13 protein-coding genes are annotated in these 16,611 nt (G+C 46.9%); 11 read left to right on the forward strand and 2 right to left on the reverse strand.

The features are described from left to right. Positions 1 to 13 precede the first annotated feature (13 nt). Positions 14 to 2,392: an endonuclease MutS2 gene (locus LC508_RS24195; RefSeq protein WP_118593989.1), complete on the reverse strand. Its 2,379-nt coding sequence runs from the start codon at positions 2,390 to 2,392 to the stop codon at positions 14 to 16. 224 nt (positions 2,393 to 2,616) lie between these two features. Between LC508_RS24195 and LC508_RS24200 the strand changes: the two genes are divergently transcribed. From LC508_RS24200 to zwf, 10 genes are all read left to right on the forward strand, one after another. Further along, positions 2,617 to 3,960 carry a S1C family serine protease gene (locus LC508_RS24200; RefSeq protein WP_033143112.1) on the forward strand — a complete coding sequence of 448 codons (1,344 nt, stop codon included), beginning with the start codon at positions 2,617 to 2,619 and terminating at the stop codon, positions 3,958 to 3,960. A gap of 75 nt (positions 3,961 to 4,035) precedes the next feature. Continuing rightward, positions 4,036 to 4,986 carry a 3'-5' exoribonuclease YhaM family protein gene (locus LC508_RS24205; RefSeq protein ID WP_103732993.1) on the forward strand — a complete coding sequence of 317 codons (951 nt, stop codon included), beginning with the start codon at positions 4,036 to 4,038 and terminating at the stop codon, positions 4,984 to 4,986. 117 nt (positions 4,987 to 5,103) lie between these two features. Further along, complete coding sequence (gene rlmD / locus LC508_RS24210) at positions 5,104 to 6,471, forward strand: 23S rRNA (uracil(1939)-C(5))-methyltransferase RlmD (RefSeq protein WP_103732994.1); 1,368 nt, start codon at positions 5,104 to 5,106, stop codon at positions 6,469 to 6,471. A gap of 181 nt (positions 6,472 to 6,652) precedes the next feature. After that, positions 6,653 to 8,230, forward strand: a complete 1,578-nt coding sequence (locus LC508_RS24215) for a P-loop ATPase, Sll1717 family (RefSeq protein WP_186970941.1) — start codon at positions 6,653 to 6,655, stop codon at positions 8,228 to 8,230. A gap of 185 nt (positions 8,231 to 8,415) precedes the next feature. After that, positions 8,416 to 8,736, forward strand: a complete 321-nt coding sequence (locus LC508_RS28795) for an FtsX-like permease family protein (protein ID WP_408612337.1) — start codon at positions 8,416 to 8,418, stop codon at positions 8,734 to 8,736. A gap of 210 nt (positions 8,737 to 8,946) precedes the next feature. Beyond that, complete coding sequence (locus LC508_RS24225; protein WP_033140741.1) at positions 8,947 to 9,303, forward strand: hypothetical protein; 357 nt, start codon at positions 8,947 to 8,949, stop codon at positions 9,301 to 9,303. Positions 9,304 to 9,637: 334 nt separating this feature from the next. Next, a complete protein-coding gene (gene rpiA, locus LC508_RS24230) occupies positions 9,638 to 10,333 on the forward strand; it encodes a ribose-5-phosphate isomerase RpiA (protein ID WP_033140742.1) in 696 nt (231 codons plus the stop codon). A 29-nt stretch (positions 10,334 to 10,362) separates the two neighbouring features. Further along, positions 10,363 to 11,340 (forward strand): beta-propeller fold lactonase family protein, encoded by a 978-nt coding sequence (locus LC508_RS24235; protein ID WP_033140743.1) that lies wholly within the window; start codon positions 10,363 to 10,365, stop codon positions 11,338 to 11,340. Positions 11,341 to 11,351: 11 nt separating this feature from the next. Next, positions 11,352 to 12,782 (forward strand): NADP-dependent phosphogluconate dehydrogenase, encoded by a 1,431-nt coding sequence (gene gndA / locus LC508_RS24240; RefSeq protein WP_103732585.1) that lies wholly within the window; start codon positions 11,352 to 11,354, stop codon positions 12,780 to 12,782. Continuing rightward, entirely contained in the window at positions 12,775 to 14,172 is a 1,398-nt protein-coding gene (gene zwf, locus LC508_RS24245; protein ID WP_103732586.1) for a glucose-6-phosphate dehydrogenase, read from the forward strand. Before gndA ends, zwf begins: the two co-directional genes overlap by 8 nt. Positions 14,173 to 14,236: 64 nt before the next feature. Here the strand turns inward: zwf and LC508_RS24250 are convergent, their stop codons facing one another. Next, complete coding sequence (locus LC508_RS24250; protein WP_118593982.1) at positions 14,237 to 15,982, reverse strand: FUSC family protein; 1,746 nt, start codon at positions 15,980 to 15,982, stop codon at positions 14,237 to 14,239. Positions 15,983 to 16,136: 154 nt separating this feature from the next. On the opposite strand from LC508_RS24250, the gene LC508_RS24255 reads away from it, so the two are divergent. Then, positions 16,137 to 16,583, forward strand: coding sequence for a MarR family winged helix-turn-helix transcriptional regulator (locus LC508_RS24255; RefSeq protein WP_033140747.1), 447 nt, complete (start codon positions 16,137 to 16,139; stop codon positions 16,581 to 16,583). The last annotated feature ends 28 nt before the right edge of the window (positions 16,584 to 16,611 follow it).

Below are 16,611 nucleotides of genomic sequence, written 5' to 3' on the forward strand. Positions count from 1 at the left end.
TACCCCCTATGGTTTATTTCTTGAATTCTACGATGGTGACTCCGGCGTCCCCTTCGCCGAATTCAGCCAGATGATAGTCCTTTACATATTTCAGGCGTTTGAGGTAGTTGTGGATGCCTTTCCGCAGGGCGCCTGTGCCCTTGCCGTGGACAATGCGGACACTGTTTAAATGTGCCAGGTATGCGTCATCCAGGTATTTGTCCAGTTCAGCCACAGCTTCGTCCACGGTCTTGCCGAGCAGATTGATCTCTGTGCTGACTGAGGCGGATTTGTTCATCTTTATCTTGCCGGCGCCTGTTCTCGAAAGTGCCGGGCCGGTGATGACCGGTTCGTCCAGAAGCTGCAGATCGGAAATGTGTACCCTGGAGCGCAGGATGCCCATCTGTACAAAGAGCATGCCCTTGGCATCGGGCTTGGAGCTTACGGTTCCCTTTACATTCATACTCAGAACCTTGACGGAATCGCCTAGGGACAGATCCTGGGGGCGGAGCGTGGATGCTTTTTTGGGAGGTGTCTTAAGCGCCACCTTTTTGCCTGCGGAATCCATTTTTTTACGCAGTTCGGAGCGTCTCTGTTCCAGTTCTTTTGCGGAGAGGGTTTCCTTTCCGGCTTTATTGAAGACTTTCATAGTCTGGTCAGCGTATTCCTTGGCTTCCCGAAGAACACGGTGTGCCTCCTCATTGGCCTCCGCCAGGATGCGCTCTTTCCGCTGTTCCAGTTTATCCTGTTTTTCCTCTAACTGGGCTTTGAGGGCCTTGATCTCCTCTTTGTAGGAGGCGATCTCTTCCCGCTCAGTCTCAATGGTGATGCGGCTCTGTTCCAGGCTGGTCAGTACATCCTCAAAGGATTCGTCCTCCTGGCTGATCTGTTCTCTGGCACGGTCAATGATATATTCCGGCAGTCCCAGCTTGCCTGAAATGGCAAATGCGTTGCTCTTTCCGGGAACGCCGATGAGCAGGCGGTAAGTGGGACGCAGGGTCTCCACATCAAATTCACAGGAAGCATTCTCCACGCCGGGGGTGGAGAGGGCATAGACCTTTAATTCGCTGTAGTGGGTGGTTGCCATAACGCGCACACCGCGGTCATGGAGGGAGGAGAGAATGGCAATTGCCAGAGCCGCGCCCTCTGTGGGGTCTGTGCCGGCGCCCAGCTCATCAAAGAGCACCAGGGAATCTTTATCCGCTTTTTCAATAAAATGCACCACATTGGTCATGTGGGAGGAGAAGGTACTGAGGCTCTGCTCAATGCTCTGTTCATCCCCGATATCCGCGTAAACTTCCTTGAAAACGCTGAGACGGGAATTATCAAAGGCAGGTATATGAAGGCCTGACTGTCCCATCAGGGTCAATAATCCGACGGTCTTTAAGGAGACGGTTTTACCACCCGTGTTTGGACCTGTGACTACCAGCAGATCAAAGGATTCGCCCAGGCGCACATCGATGGGAACCACCTGATGCTTTTCGATAAGCGGGTGGCGGGCCTTCTTGATATCAATGATTCCTTCCCGGTTAAATACCGGTTCTGAGGCATTTTGGGATTTGGCCAGCAGGGCGCGGGCAAAGATGAAATCCAGTTCCACCATAATTTTCAGGTTGTCATCTATAAGTTCCAGATTCCCGGCAGCCAGTTCGCTTAAGTTTGACAGCACGATCTCAATTTCCTGCTGTTCTTTTATTTCCAGTTCCCTCAGGTCGTTGTTTAGCTTTACAACCGCCATGGGTTCCACGAAAATGGTGGAGCCGGTGGAGGACTGGTCATGGATCATGCCGGGGACTTGGCCTTTGTGCTCTGCCTTTACAGGAATACAGTAGCGGCCGTTGCGCATGGTGATCACCGCATCCTGGAGATAGGAGCGGGAACCGCCGTTCACAATGGAATTTAACTGGCTGTGAATCTTGTCATTGGTATTTTTCATGGAGCGGCGCACCTGGCGCAGTCCGGGACTAGCGTCATCAGCAATCTCCTCCTCGGAGAGAATACAGCGCCGGATCTCTGCAGACAGAGGAGTCAGGGGCTGTAAAACCTCAAACATGCCGTCCAGGGAGTCTGTGCGCTCGTCCTCATTCTCTTTTCTGGAGTAGGCTTTGGCACGGTTTGTATTTTCCAGAAGAGAGCAGATGGCCAGCAGTTCGCCGGCGCCTAAGGTACTTCCCACTTCCAGGCGTTTCAGAGAGCCGCGGACATCCTTCACTCCGCCGAAAGACAGGCTGCCCTTCTGATAGATACGGGCCAGAGCATCTGCGGTTTCCTGCTGCATGACCTCAATCTTACCGATCTCATCCAGAGGAGTCAGTTCCCGGCAGAGTGCCTTTCCCATGGAGCAGGTGGCAAAGCTCTCCAGCTGTTCTATGATTTTATAATATTCCAGAGTTCGTAATGCTTTTTCATTCATAAAATTCACCTTTTTAAGTATCTGATTAATATGTCCGGTTCTGTCACGGCATAATTTCGCCATGATACAGATACTCTTATTCTAACGCATATCGGGCGGAAAGAAAAGGGACTTTTTGAGGGCAGCAGGAAATAATTTTCGCCTTCTTCATAAATTGTTCACATATATCTGGTAAAATAATTAAAAGTTTATGGCATCTTTTACAGAGCGGCAGGAGATGTGTTATGGATGATGAAAAAAAAGAAGATTTAAGGCACGAGGATGAAAAGCAGGAACAGGACACCGGAGCAGATAATTACGAGTTCCTGAAAGAGACAATCAAAGAGCGCCCTATTGATAAAAAAAAGCTGGCCAGGCACGCCGGCTTTCTTGCAGCCGGAGGGGTTCTTTTCGGCCTTGCGGCTGCGCTGACATTTGCCTATGTGGAACCCAAGATAGAGAAAAACGTACAGAGCAAAGAGGTTCCCTATGTAAACATTCCGGGAGACGAAGAGCCGGGAACCCAGGAGGAGCAGAATCCCCAGGACAATGGGCAGTCAGAGCAGCAGGCAGCAGATGAATCCGCTGAGGACAGCCAGGCAGCTCAGGCGGAATCCAGGGAGATCACACTGGATGATTACAAGAACCTGTACACAGAGATTCTGAAGCAGGCGGAAGAGCCAAAGAAGGCCATGGTGACGGTGATCGGCAGCAAGAAGGATGAGGACTGGTTTCAGACACCTTATGAAAACCAGATATCAGGTCTGATCGTTGCGGATAACGGGCAGGAGATGTTTATACTCACAGAGTACAGAATCGTGGAAAATGTGGACCGGATACAGGTGGTATTCTGCGATGGGAGCGTGGTGGATGCCAGGTTCCAGAAAGCGGATAAGAATACGGGATTTGCCATCCTGAAGGTTCCCGTGTCCGACATCTCAGCAGAGACAAAGGAAAAGATCATAACAGCGCCTCTGGGCAATTCATACGGATTAAATCAGGGAGAACCTGTTATTGCAATTGGAAGCCCGATGGGGTATAGTGATTCTATAGCTTATGGAGTGGTGACTTCGACCACCAATTCGGTGTCTAAAGTGGACGCGGAGTACGGCATTCTCACAACCGATATTGTGGGGAGCGGAGACGGAAGCGGGATTCTTGTGAATCTGAAAGGGGAAGTTGTGGGTGTGATAGCCCAGTCTTTCGCCAAGGCCGACACAAAGAATATCATCACCGGTCTGTCCATATCCCAGACAAAGGATCTGATTGAAAATCTGTCCAATAATAAGGATATCGTTTATATGGGAGTCACCGGGCAGACGATCACCTCAGAGATTTCCGAGAAGAAAGGCATCCCCAAAGGTGTCTTCGTAGAAGGTGTGGAGATAGATTCACCGGCCATGCAGGCCGATATCCGCAATGCGGATGTGATCGTGGAGGTCAACAAAGAAAAGGTGGAGACAGTAAAAGGCTATCAGCAGCAGCTAAAATCCTGCAAAGCCGGTTCTGTCATAGAAGTCAAGGCAATGCGCCAGGGAACCGAAGGCTATGTGGAAGTTACTTTTGAAGTGACTTTGGGGGCATTATAAAAAGAAAGGATTCTGTGTGAAACAGACACACAGAACCGGCAGCGGCATGCATTTTACCGCGCCGGTGGTTGAAATATGAGATTTATCAATGAACTGCACGAAGGCGAAAAGTTAGCGGGAATTTATCTGTGCAAACATAAGCAGCCGGCAGTCACAAAAAACGGAAAACCCTATGAAAATGTGATTTTACAGGACAAGACAGGCACCATAGACGCAAAGATCTGGGACCCTAATTCGCTGGGGATTGATGATTTTGATACCTTGGACTACGTGGATGTTGTGGGAGATGTGACCAGCTTCCAGGGATCTCTGCAGGTGAGCATCAAGCGGGCCCGCAAGGCATCTGAGGGAGAATACGAGCCCGGAAATTATCTTCCGGTCAGTGATAAAAGCGTGGAGGCCATGTATGGCGAGCTTCTGAATTTCGTAAGCCGGGTGAAGAATATTTATCTTTCTCGTCTTCTGCACAGCTTTTTTGCGGAAGATGAGGCGTTTATCAGGGCATTCAAGGGGAATTCCGCTGCAAAAACCGTGCATCATGGATTTATCGGTGGACTTTTGGAGCATACTCTGAGTGTAGTGAAGCTCTGCAGCTATTACTGCAGTACATATCCCATTCTCAATGAAGACTTGCTGATCACAGCAGCCATGCTTCATGATATCGGCAAGACCAAGGAACTCAGCCCGTTTCCCATGAATGACTATACGGATGACGGACAGCTTCTGGGACACATTATGATCGGAGCCGAGATGATCCATGATAAAGCCCGGGAAATCCCGGGATTTCCGGAGAAGCTGGAGAGCGAGCTGAAACACTGTATTCTGGCCCACCACGGCGAACTGGAATACGGATCACCGAAAAAACCTGCGCTTGCAGAGGCAGTGGCACTGAACCTTGCGGATAATACGGATGCCAAGATGGAGACATTGACGGAAATCTTCCGTGCAGCAGGGGAAAATAAGGAATGGCTGGGATATAACCGGCTGTTTGAGTCCAATTTGAGAAAAAGCGGCTGTGAAGAATAACAGGAACAGAATATTTAGGTAGAAAAAGGGGAGCGGCAGTCAGCCATAAGGCAGAAGCCACTCCCTTTTTGGACGAAAGCAGACAGTGAAAAGTTTTCGGATGGAAGGAAGATAGAGATGGAATTTAAGAAGAATGATATGGTCACAGTGAAAATAGAAGACATGAGTCATGACGGTTCCGGCATTGGAAAAGCGGACGGGTATACCCTTTTTATCAAAGACGCAGTGATCGGTGACGAGGTGGAAGCCAAGATCATGAAGACAAAAAAGAATTATGGATTTGCCCGCCTTATGAACGTCCTGGTCCCATCCCCTGACCGCACCGAACCAAAATGCCCGAAGGCCAGGGCATGCGGGGGATGTCAGCTTCAGTTTCTCAGCTATGAAAAACAGTTGGAATTCAAGAAAAACAAGGTGGAAGGCAACCTGCGCCGTATCGGAGGCTTCCGGGATTTTTCCATAGAAAAGGTAATGGGAATGGAGAATCCCTGGAGATATAGGAATAAGGCTCAGTTTCCCTTTGGAAAAGACAAAGACGGCAATATTGTGACCGGCTTCTACGCAGGCAGGACCCATGCGATTATCCCAAACAGAAACTGTTATCTGGGAGTGGAGGAAAATGAGGAGATATTAAACCTTATCATAGAATATATGGAAGAGAACCATGTGGAGCCTTACCATGAGGAGACCGGGAAAGGTCTTGTCCGCCATGCACTGATCCGTTATGGTTTTACCACAAAGGAGATCATGGTATGTCTGATCATCAACGGGGACAGCCTTCCGAAAAAGGACAGACTCATTGAGCGGCTTGTAAAAATTCCGGGAATGACCAGCATTACGGCCAATGTGAACAAGAAGCGCAGCAATGTGATCTTAGGGGAGAAGATACTTCCGCTGTGGGGACAGGGATATATTACGGACTACATCGGTAATGTAAAATACCAGATTTCCCCCCTCTCCTTTTACCAGGTCAATCCGGTGCAGACTGTGAAGCTGTATGAAACAGCGCTTGCATACGCAGGCCTTACGGGAAATGAGACAGTCTGGGACCTGTACTGCGGGATTGGGACCATTTCCCTTTTTCTGGCACAGAAAGCTAAGCAGGTGTACGGTGTGGAGATTGTTCCGGCGGCCATAGAGGATGCAGAGAAAAATGCAGAGCTGAACGGAATCGAAAATGCAGAGTTTTATGTGGGGAAAGCAGAGGAGGTTCTGCCTAGGGAATATAAAGAGAAGGGGATTTATGCGGATGTTATCGTGGTGGACCCTCCAAGGAAAGGCTGCGATGAGGAACTGCTGTCAACCATGCTGGCTATGAGACCGGAGCGGATCGTGTATGTGAGCTGCGATTCCTCTACACTGGCAAGGGATCTGAAGATTTTGTGCAGTGAGGAGTATCGGCTTGAGAGGGTGGCGGTTTGTGATATGTTTCCGGCTTCAGTGCATGTGGAAACCGTGGTTCTGCTGGAGAGGAAAGGGCAGTAAATCAAAGGGGTTCGGGGATTTGGAGTGGATATGTTGGTGTGTTTATGTGGCTGGTTGGGATGAAATATGTTTCCGGCTACTGTGGTGGGGTAAGGAAATGAATGTTTTGGCAAAAGTGTAGATAGACTTAAATGTTGAAGTCAGTATAGTAAACATAAATATATTGTAGAAGGAGACGAAGATGAAAAAAATTGATGAGCTAAATTTAGGATTTTCGGATGCACAAAATTATTCTCGTAGGGATAATAAAAAAATGTTTAATGATATTTTTGTGAAGAATTATTTTTTAGAGAAGCTTATTAACCCTAATATTTATTTTCTGATTGGAGAAAAGGGAACGGGAAAGACAGCTTACTCTGTTTTTCTTAAAAATAATAACTATAAAGAAAATAAAACTATGCTGACGTATATTTCAGCAACAGATTATGATAAGTTTTATAATATAAAGAAGCAGAAGAATTTAGAATTAACAGACTTTGTGGGAATATGGAAGGTTATACTTCTATTGCTGCTAAGTAAAAGCATAACTGATGATGATAAGGTTATTTCAATATTTCATAAAAGTAATATTGATAATTTAATTAGTGCCATTGATGAATATTATATGAATGCATTTACCCCTGAAATTATCACAGCATTAAAAATTGTTGATGAAACAGAGTTAGCAGCAAAGTTAATATGTAAATATTCAGAAGTTGGAGGGAAAACAGGAACAAAACTCGAATTTTCTGAAACACGGTTTCAAATGAATCTATATTATATAGAAAAAAATTTTAGTGATGCAATTAGGAAACTGAAATTAAATAAAAATGTAAATTTATTTATAGATGGTATTGATGTAAGACCAAATACTATTCCATATGATGATTATATTCAATGTATTCGTGGGCTAGCGGATGCGTGCTGGTCTTTAAACACAGAATTATTTCAAAATGTTAAGGATTCAAAAGGTCATTTTAAGATTGTCTTGTTGCTAAGACCAGATATATATTCGGCTTTGAATCTTCAAAACGCAACGAATAAACTAAGGGATAATGCTGTGTTTTTGGATTGGAGAACTACATATAAGGATTATAAAACATCAAATTTATATAAAGTATCAGAAAGAATCTTGGAATACCAACAATCAGAGCAGATAGTGGATATATGGGAAAAGTATCTTCCTTGGAAATTACCAACTACAAATCAGGGAAGAGAATATGACACAGCATTCATGGAATTTCTTAGAATTTCGTTATCAAGGCCGAGAGATATAGTGGTCATATTGCAAATATTACATGAACTTATGTTAAGAGATGGTCTAGGAGATGAAATGGAATTTTCATTTAATATTTATCAGAATGATGATTTTCAAAATGCCTATTCAGAATATTTTATGAGTTCTTTGAAAGATCAGTTATCATTTTACTATTCTATTGAGGATTTTAATCATTTTATAAAGTTCTTTGATTATTTTAGAGATAGTGATTTTTCATATGAAGAGTATTATCAATTATATGAAAAATTTACAGATTATATTTTAACAAACGCGAGTGATATTCCAGAATTTGTAGATGACCCAAAGAAGTTCTTGCAGTTACTATATGATAGTAATGTAATTGCTGCTATTGAAAATTGTGGAGAGCCCAACGCATATTATCATTTTTCTTACAGAGAAAAAAGTATATCTAATATTGAGCCTAAGGTGCCAGTTGATACGAATGTTTCGTACAGATTTCATTATGGTTTATACAAACGCGCGAAATTTGGAAGATTTTAGCCTTTTTAAGGACGGGGTAGAGCAAACTTTCGCCATGTAGTATAAAATTTCCGTCCCACCGCATGTGGAAACCGTTTGTTTGCTTTCGCGGAAATCCAGCTGAATTAAAGGCTTTCGGCGTTTACCAGCAGATATAGAATTGTGTTTTTCTGTTCGAATGGACAGATATATATTCCCTTGTATCGATCATCAGCCGCATCCGTAAAAAATTTGCTCTTATGCGCTCCGTAGGAATGTCGCAGAAGCAGCTTACAAGGATGATATGCTGCGAAGGACTGATCGTTGTTGCGGCCGGATTGGTTTTATCCATTTTGGCAGGCGGTGGTATGGGATTTATTTTGTGCGGATTTTTGAAGCAGGAATTGATGACGTATTTAAAGTATCAATTTCCGGTTGGCATTCTTTTGATCTATTGTATCGTTGTCCTTTTATGCTCACTGGCAATCACTAAAGGAGTATTAAGACGCCAGAGGATATCCCCACAGATAGATCTTTTAAGAGGATGAGGGAGAGGGGCACCAGTTTACGGATGAACCACAGGCAATCTGGATAGTAAGACCAGCGCCGGTGTATTAGGACTGATTCAGAGAACAGGCCATAGGCCACAGCAGTAAGGACAGAGTATAAAATAAATATTAAATATTCCCCATACCTTCTATTTGCATCACCTTTATGGTAAAATATAGATATTCCAAAAGAAAGAAGGTATGTCAATTATGGAAAAAGAAGTATTGGATTTTGTTGTTGGGAAAACACACGATTTAATGAATGCGGCATCATGCAGCAGTGAGGCAAAGACAGCAGCTCAGGCCTGGCTGGATGCACTCGGAACGGAAAATGAGGCAGAAGAAACGAAAAAATACATTGCTGAGCTGGAAGCCGATATTATGCCCATTGACGGCTTGATCGCTTTTGCAGAATCAGATGCCGGAGCACAGGTTTTCGGAGCTGATGTTGCGAAGAACGTTGCAGCACACGCGAAGGAGATCAAAGCAGCCGGAGCAAAATACTGTGACTGCCCGGCATGTGCAGCCGCTGAAGCGATTCTCGAAAAGAAGGATATGATGCTTTAAGCAGTGACCGCATTTCACAGAATTACCGAAGGCGGGCAACACAGCCGGGAATATCAGATTGACAGCCAATACATTTTTGACAGCCAATAATTTCAAAGAGCATCAGTCGGAGGCGATTGATGCTCTGATTTTTTGTATTTATCCCGTGGAGCCATGTCCCTGTAAATGGACAATATCATTTACAGGGGCATGGCTCTGTCTATATAAACATAAAAATACATTGACAAATATAACTGTAACAAATATAATTACATTAACAACATGAATTTATCTAACCTCAAAAGCAGCAGAGTGAGATTCATCCATTTGGGGAATAACAAAAAGGGGTGGGAAAATGGATCATAAAAAAGAGCAGCAAAAGCAGCAGGCAGCCCGGGCCGCGGCTGATTACATCAAAGAGGGCATGACGATCGGACTTGGTTCAGGTACGACCTCCCGTTATCTGATCCGGGAAGCAGGGAAAAGGTATGGGCAGGGACTTCACTTTTACGGAATCGCCACATCAAGGGATTCCGAGCAGCTGGCAGCGTCCCTTGGGATACCGCTTCTTGAACCGGAGCAGGCAGGGAAGATCCATCTGGCAATTGACGGCGTGGATGAGATAGACCGGGAGTTCAGAGCGGTCAAAGGAGGCGGCGGTGCTCTTTTGAGGGAGAAGATCATTGCCTCCTGGGCAGAGGAAGTCATCTGGATCATGGATGAGAGCAAGCTGGTGGAACGACTGGGAGCGTTTCCGTTTCCTGTGGAGACCGTTCCTTTTGGTATGCCCTTTGTAAAACGCAGAATCGCAGATATGGGAGCAGTTCCCGCCCTGCGCATGGGAGATGGAAAATCGTATTTGACGGACAGCGGAAATTTTATACTGGATGTGCAGTTTGCCGAAAATACGGATATTTCCCAGGCGGCAGAGCAGATCCGCAATATGCCGGGAGTTGTGGAGACCGGGTACTTTGGACAGATGTGCAGCCGTATTGCGGCAGGTACTTCATCAGGGGTCAAAGTCATGGAAAACCCGCATAGAGCAGTTTAGGAAGAACAGCAGGTCAGGAGGCGGAAGACATGGGAATCACAAATGGATTTATAGGCACATATGCTTCTGAAAACAGCAGGGGCGTATACCGGTTTACATTCGACACAGACAGCGGGGCGTTAGGACAGCCGGAACTGTTCTATGAGGCAGGGGATGCGAAATGGGTTTCTCTGTACAAGAACACCATGGCAGTTCCCGTGGCAAAGGATAAGGCAGCAGGCACCTGTCTTTTAGACATATCAGAGGGGAAAGCGAAGGTTCTGGGAGAGGTTTTGGGGGAGACGCATACGCCCTGCTATATCCTTCAGGATGAAACTTATGTGTATACCGCAAACTATCATGAGGGTCTGGTCATGATATATGAAAAAAGGTTCGGGGAAAAGGATGCACTGTGTACGGTAAAGAAGATTGCCATAGCACCCCTGGCAGGCTGCCATCAGATTTTATTTCATGGGCCGCTTATGCTTGTTCCCTGTCTGACACAAAACAGAATCCTGTACTTTGACAGGAAAAGGAATTTTGAAAAGGCCGGAGAGCTGCTTTTCCCGGAAAAGAGCGGACCCAGGCACGGGATATTTAACAGGACCCACAGTAGATTCTGGGTCGTCGGCGAGTGGAGCAATGAAGTATATTCCTTTGCGGTGAGGGAAGACAGGTTTCAGCTCCTGGAGGCGTTTCCCCTTCTTAAGAAGGAGGCAGGTGCGGCTGCGGCTGTCCGCTTATCTGGCGATGAACGTTTTCTGTATATCTCTCTGCGGGGAACCAATCAGATTGCTGTATTGTATGTGGGCGGGGAACGTATGGAACTGGTGGAGCGCGTTTCCAGCCAGGGAGAACATCCCCGAGATTTTATCCTCAGTGAGGACGGACAGTTTCTACTGGCAGTAAACAGGAACCGGGGTGGTCTTGTCAGTATGAAAAGGGACCTGAAAAGCGGAAAAATTGTAAAAATAACAGGACAGGCGGAGATTCCGGAAGGGGTTTCTGTAATACTGGAGGAAATATAAGGAGGCACACCATGCGGAAAACAGATATAGGAATCATAGGCCTGGCAGTGATGGGCAGAAGCCTGGCGCTGAACATGGCGGATCACGGCTTTCAGGTAGGAGGCTATAACAGAAGTAAAGAGGTGACAGAAGCTGTCATAAAGGAACATCCCCATAAAAATCTCATCCCATTTTATACTCTGGAAGATCTGGTGGGATCACAGGAACGCCCCAGAAAATTCATGATGATGGTAAAAGCGGGCAGACCTGTGGACGCAGTGATCGCCCAGTTGGAGCCTCTTCTGGAAGAAGGGGATATTCTCATTGACGGTGGAAATTCTTTTTTTGAAGACACCAGAAGACGAACAGAAGCACTTGGAAAAAAGGGCATCCACTATTTCGGCGTTGGTGTTTCCGGCGGGGAAAAGGGCGCGCGTTTCGGTCCGTCCATTATGCCGGGGGGGAATGCCCGGGCTTACCGGGAGATCGCGCCCATTCTGGAGGCGATTGCCGCAAAGGCCCAGGGTGAGCCCTGCTGCGCATACATGGGACCGGACGGTGCAGGCCATTATGTGAAAATGGTGCACAACGGAATCGAGTACGCGGATATGCAGCTCATCGCAGAGGCTTACCTGCTCTTAAAATACGCAGGCGGGTTTAACAATCAGGAGCTGGCAGAGGAATTTTCAAAATGGAATAAAGGAGAATTAAAAAGTTTCCTTATCGGCATTACAGCGGGTATCTTCGGGGAGGCAGACGATTTTTCAGAGGGACAGCTTGTGGATTACATTGTGGACAGTGCCGGGCAGAAAGGCACCGGAAGGTGGACAAGTCTGGAATCTCTGAAACAGGGCGTGAATGTGTCCATGATCACCGCGGCCTGCAATGCAAGGATTATGTCAAACCGGCTGGAACAGCGCGCCGAGGCGAAAAAAGTCATCCCGGGTCCCCAAATTACGGAGGCGGTGCCAAAAACAGACTCCCGCAAGGAGACATTTGCAGATCTGGTCAGGGAAGGGCTTTATGCGGCCAAGATTGTGGCCTATGCACAGGGATTTGATCTGCTCTTTCATGCCTCCGCGGAATACGGATGGAATCTGGATTTCGGAAGGATCGCGGCTATATTCCGTGCCGGCTGTATTATCCAGGCAGAGTTTTTAAATGACATCACAAGAGCATTTGAGAAGAATCCGAAACTTAACAACCTGATCCTGGATGAATTTTTCCTGGATAAGATCAGCAGAAACCAGGAGAGCCTGCGAAAAGTGCTTTCCTGCGGTATCCTGTCAGGCATTCCCATGCCGGCCATGAGCCAGGCCGCTGCTTATCTGGATGCATTCCGGGGAATGCCCGTGGGGGCCAATCTGATTCAGGCACAGAGGGACTGTTTTGGTGCCCATACCTATGAGCGGACTGACAGGGAAGGCACTTTCCACCATGAATGGGGGCAGGGATATGAATAAAAAACTTACGTTTACTATTTTCGGAGGGACCGGTGATCTGACGTTTCGAAAATTGCTTCCGGCACTCTACAATATGTCGGTTTCCAATAAAACAGAATCCGTGGGACAGGTGATCATCATCGGCAGAAGGGACTATACCAGTGAGCAGTACCGGATGATCGCCAGGGACTGGGTGGAAAAGTTTGCCCGCCTTCCCTACACGGAGCAGGATTATGACAGGCTGGCAGCAGGGATTTTCTACTATAAAATGGACTTTACAGATGAGGAGGCCTATGCACAGCTCAATGCATTTTATAAAGAGATGGAGGCAGGCAGCCATATTTTCTATTTTGCAGTAGCACCCAGATTTTTCTCTTCCATTGTGACAGGGCTTGTCCATGTGGAGCATGCCTGCCGGGGAAAAGTGGTGCTGGAGAAGCCCTTCGGTGAAAATCTGGCGGCAGCAAAAGAGCTGAACGAGAAAATGGAGCATTTCTTCCATCCGGATCATATTTACCGGATCGATCATTATCTGGGAAAGGAAATGGTGCGGAATATACAGACCATACGGTTTGCCAACCCTATTTTTTCAGGTGTGTGGGATGCAGAGCACATAGAATGCATACAGATTTCAGCCCTGGAGGAAGTGGGCGTGGAGACCAGGGGCGGATACTATGACCACAGCGGAGCCATGAAGGATATGGTGCAGAATCATCTGTTTCAGATACTTTCCATTGTAGCCATGGAACAGCCCGGGGAACTGATGCTGGCAGGAGAGGAGATGCACAGGGAACAGATCCGTGTGCTGTCCTCCCTGCATACGCCGGAAAATATCGAGGACAGTCTGGTCCTGGGGCAGTACAGGGGATACCGGGAAGAGAAAGCAGTGGCAGAGGATTCCGTGACCGAGACCTATGCTGCCCTGAAGGTCTTTCTGGATAATGACAGATGGAGGGGCATGCCTTTTTACATCCGTACCGGAAAGAAGCTGGGACATCGGGAGATGCAGGTCCTTGTGGTCTTTAAATCCGCCGCGCCTCAGGTGGAGTCTAATATTTTGAACATTAAGATACAGCCCACAGAGGGCGTTTATCTGCAGTTCAATATTAAAAAGCCCGGCGAGGAGGATGAGATTGCCCAGGCAAAAATGGATTTCTGCCAGAGCTGTTCCTTCATCAACCAGATGAACACACCGGAAGCATATGAGAGGCTGCTGGGTGCCTGTGTCAGAGGAGAGCGGTTCTGGTTCTCCCAGTGGGATCAGATCGAGGCGAGCTGGAAATATGTAGATGACATACGGAAGAGGTATCATGAAAAGAATCTTCCCGTCTATGAATATGAACCGGGGACTTATGGTCCTGGCGCAGCGGAAAAAATGCTGGAGATGTCAGGGGATTTCTGGCTGGATTGAGAAGTGTCTTTGGAAGCAGGTCTATCCAATATATGATTGGGATATTCATATGTAAAGGCGGCACCTAACTGAGGTGTCCGCCTTCAAATACAGGGGCATTTGTCCGCCCCGCGATCAGTTTTCTGTGAGCCTTTCGTATCTTTTCCTGATACATGGCCAAAAGTCCGGGAAATTCTTTCCACTTTTCCAAATCCGCGTTTTGAGATAATTTTTCTTCCAGCAGATAGGCCTGGATGACCAGATGGTAATAGAGCTGGGAGTCCATGGATTCGGAGCGGCATATTTTATCCAGAAGTTCCGTGACGGATTTATATTTATTCCATAACTGCCTCGTTGCTTTGGCGCGGCTGTAAGGGAGGATAATGCAGTTCAATATATAAGCCGCGGCTGCTCCTGCCAGAATGTAGCCAAGCCGGATCAGGAACATACTGCTCACAGCCTGAAAACCGAAACTGCCCGTAAAGACAGCGCCTCCCAGGGCACCTATGGTGGAGCAGGCGAAGGTTTCCCTGTAATCCGTAAAATAAAAGGACAGGTATCCCGAGAGCATCATGGCAGCCGTCCGTCCGGCCGGGGACGGGATCAGAGAATAGATCACAACAGATAAGATACCGCCGGTTATGGTGGCGAGTATACGCTTTTTCATTTTGGCGGGAACATCGTCTGCGTAGGGCAGGGAGACAGAGGCCAGGGTAAACAGAAGCCATTTGCCGTGAGGCAGGCCGAGATACTGTACAAGCAGGGTGGCGCAGGACAAAACAAACGCGGTACGGAAGGCATAGACGGCTCTTACAGGGCTCAAATCAAGCGCTGCCTGCAGACGCACCTTAAAGGAGAGGGCGGTTTTCCTGTAATGTGTTTTGTTCAGCGGGTCAGTCATGTGCAGGAGTCTGTCCTGTGTATACTGCAGGGTGCTGCGGAACAGACGGTCTGTTTTACTGTCTCCGCTGTCAGGAAAATCAGAGAAAACGGGGAGCGGAAGTTTTACGGTATCCCTCTGCAGAAAGGCGCGGAAGGATTTAAGCTGGTCAGAGGTGTACAGCAGAATCGCCGTTTCCCGGTCAGACAGTTTCTCCGGCAGTTCATGGACCAGCATCAGCAGGTGTTCCAGTCCACGTCCCGCGGCGATCATGGAGAAGCTGGCGTCGGACACACACATGACTTTTTTCCTGCGCTCGTATACGGTTCTGCCAAGGCGGCAGAGCTTGCTGCGGATATCCGCAGGATTCGGTTCCTCCTCTGTCTCGCCCAGCCGATTGGCAATGAGTAGAGAGATGTCATCGATCATTTCAGTCAGCACATCTTTTGCAGTCTCCACCACTCTTTTTCTTCCCATGATCCACTGATACAGCATAATAGACACAGCGCCGGCTGCCATACCCAGCATTCTTTTCGGAAGCTGCGGTGCATTTACCGGAGAAATAAATATAAGGAATAAATAAGATAAAATATAAGGAAAATATATATGATTTGAATATTCATATGTAAAAGCATACAAAATTACCAATAATGTGATAAAATTAATGACAAAGGACAGAGGAGCGGGTAATGTGCTGACCCAGAATGCGGCAGCCGCCATCCAGACAAGTACCAGCGCCTGAATGAAAAGATGCCGGAAGGGTGTGGCAGTCAGGTCACGCACCATGGAGGCTGACATCATGATGGTAAAGATGACACCCACAATGGAGTTTTCGGGGCCGAATAAAATTTGAAATATGTTCACATAGAAAATGATGAAGATAAAACTCAGTGTGCTGAAACGAAAGTTATCTTTTATCACATTCGTTATGTTCCGTTTACTTTTTGACATATATGTCTGCGTCTCCTTTTCTGATTCTTTTAACGTGTAAAAACTGCTGTTACAAAATCAATATATATTGTAATACAAATATGATAGTCATATTTTATTTACTAATTTATTAGAATAGCACGATTCCATATATTTGTCAACGGGGAGAAAAAGGATGAAGACTGAAAAGATATCGGAACAATTTGTTCAAAATCTGCTGCTTGTGATGCCTAACTGGCATGCCAAGCTGATCAAACCATTTAAGGACACACTGAACCGGGAGATGAGCCTGGAAACCTATTACTGTCTGGAAACCGTGAAGAGGTGCGGTGCCATTACCATGACAAATCTGGCCCGGGAACTGAAGGTGCCCAAGCAGCAGGTCACCAAGCTGATCGACAAGCTGAGTGAATATCAGTTCGTGGAGCGTGTGAGCAATGAGAGGGACAGAAGGTCTGTCCGGATTCAGCTTACGCCGAAGGCCTCCGCTTATCTGGATGAGTATTATCTGAAAAACAGGGTCTTTATACAGATGCTGGAGGAGCAGCTTACAGAAGAGGAGCTGCAGCGGCTGAATGAAGCCGCCCGGGTTCTGAATGAGATACTTCCTAAGCTGAAATAACGGCATTTCCCCTAAATGCAACCGCCGG

This window comes from Blautia parvula, assembly GCF_020215665.1.
Lineage (GTDB): Bacteria > Bacillota > Clostridia > Lachnospirales > Lachnospiraceae > Blautia > Blautia celeris.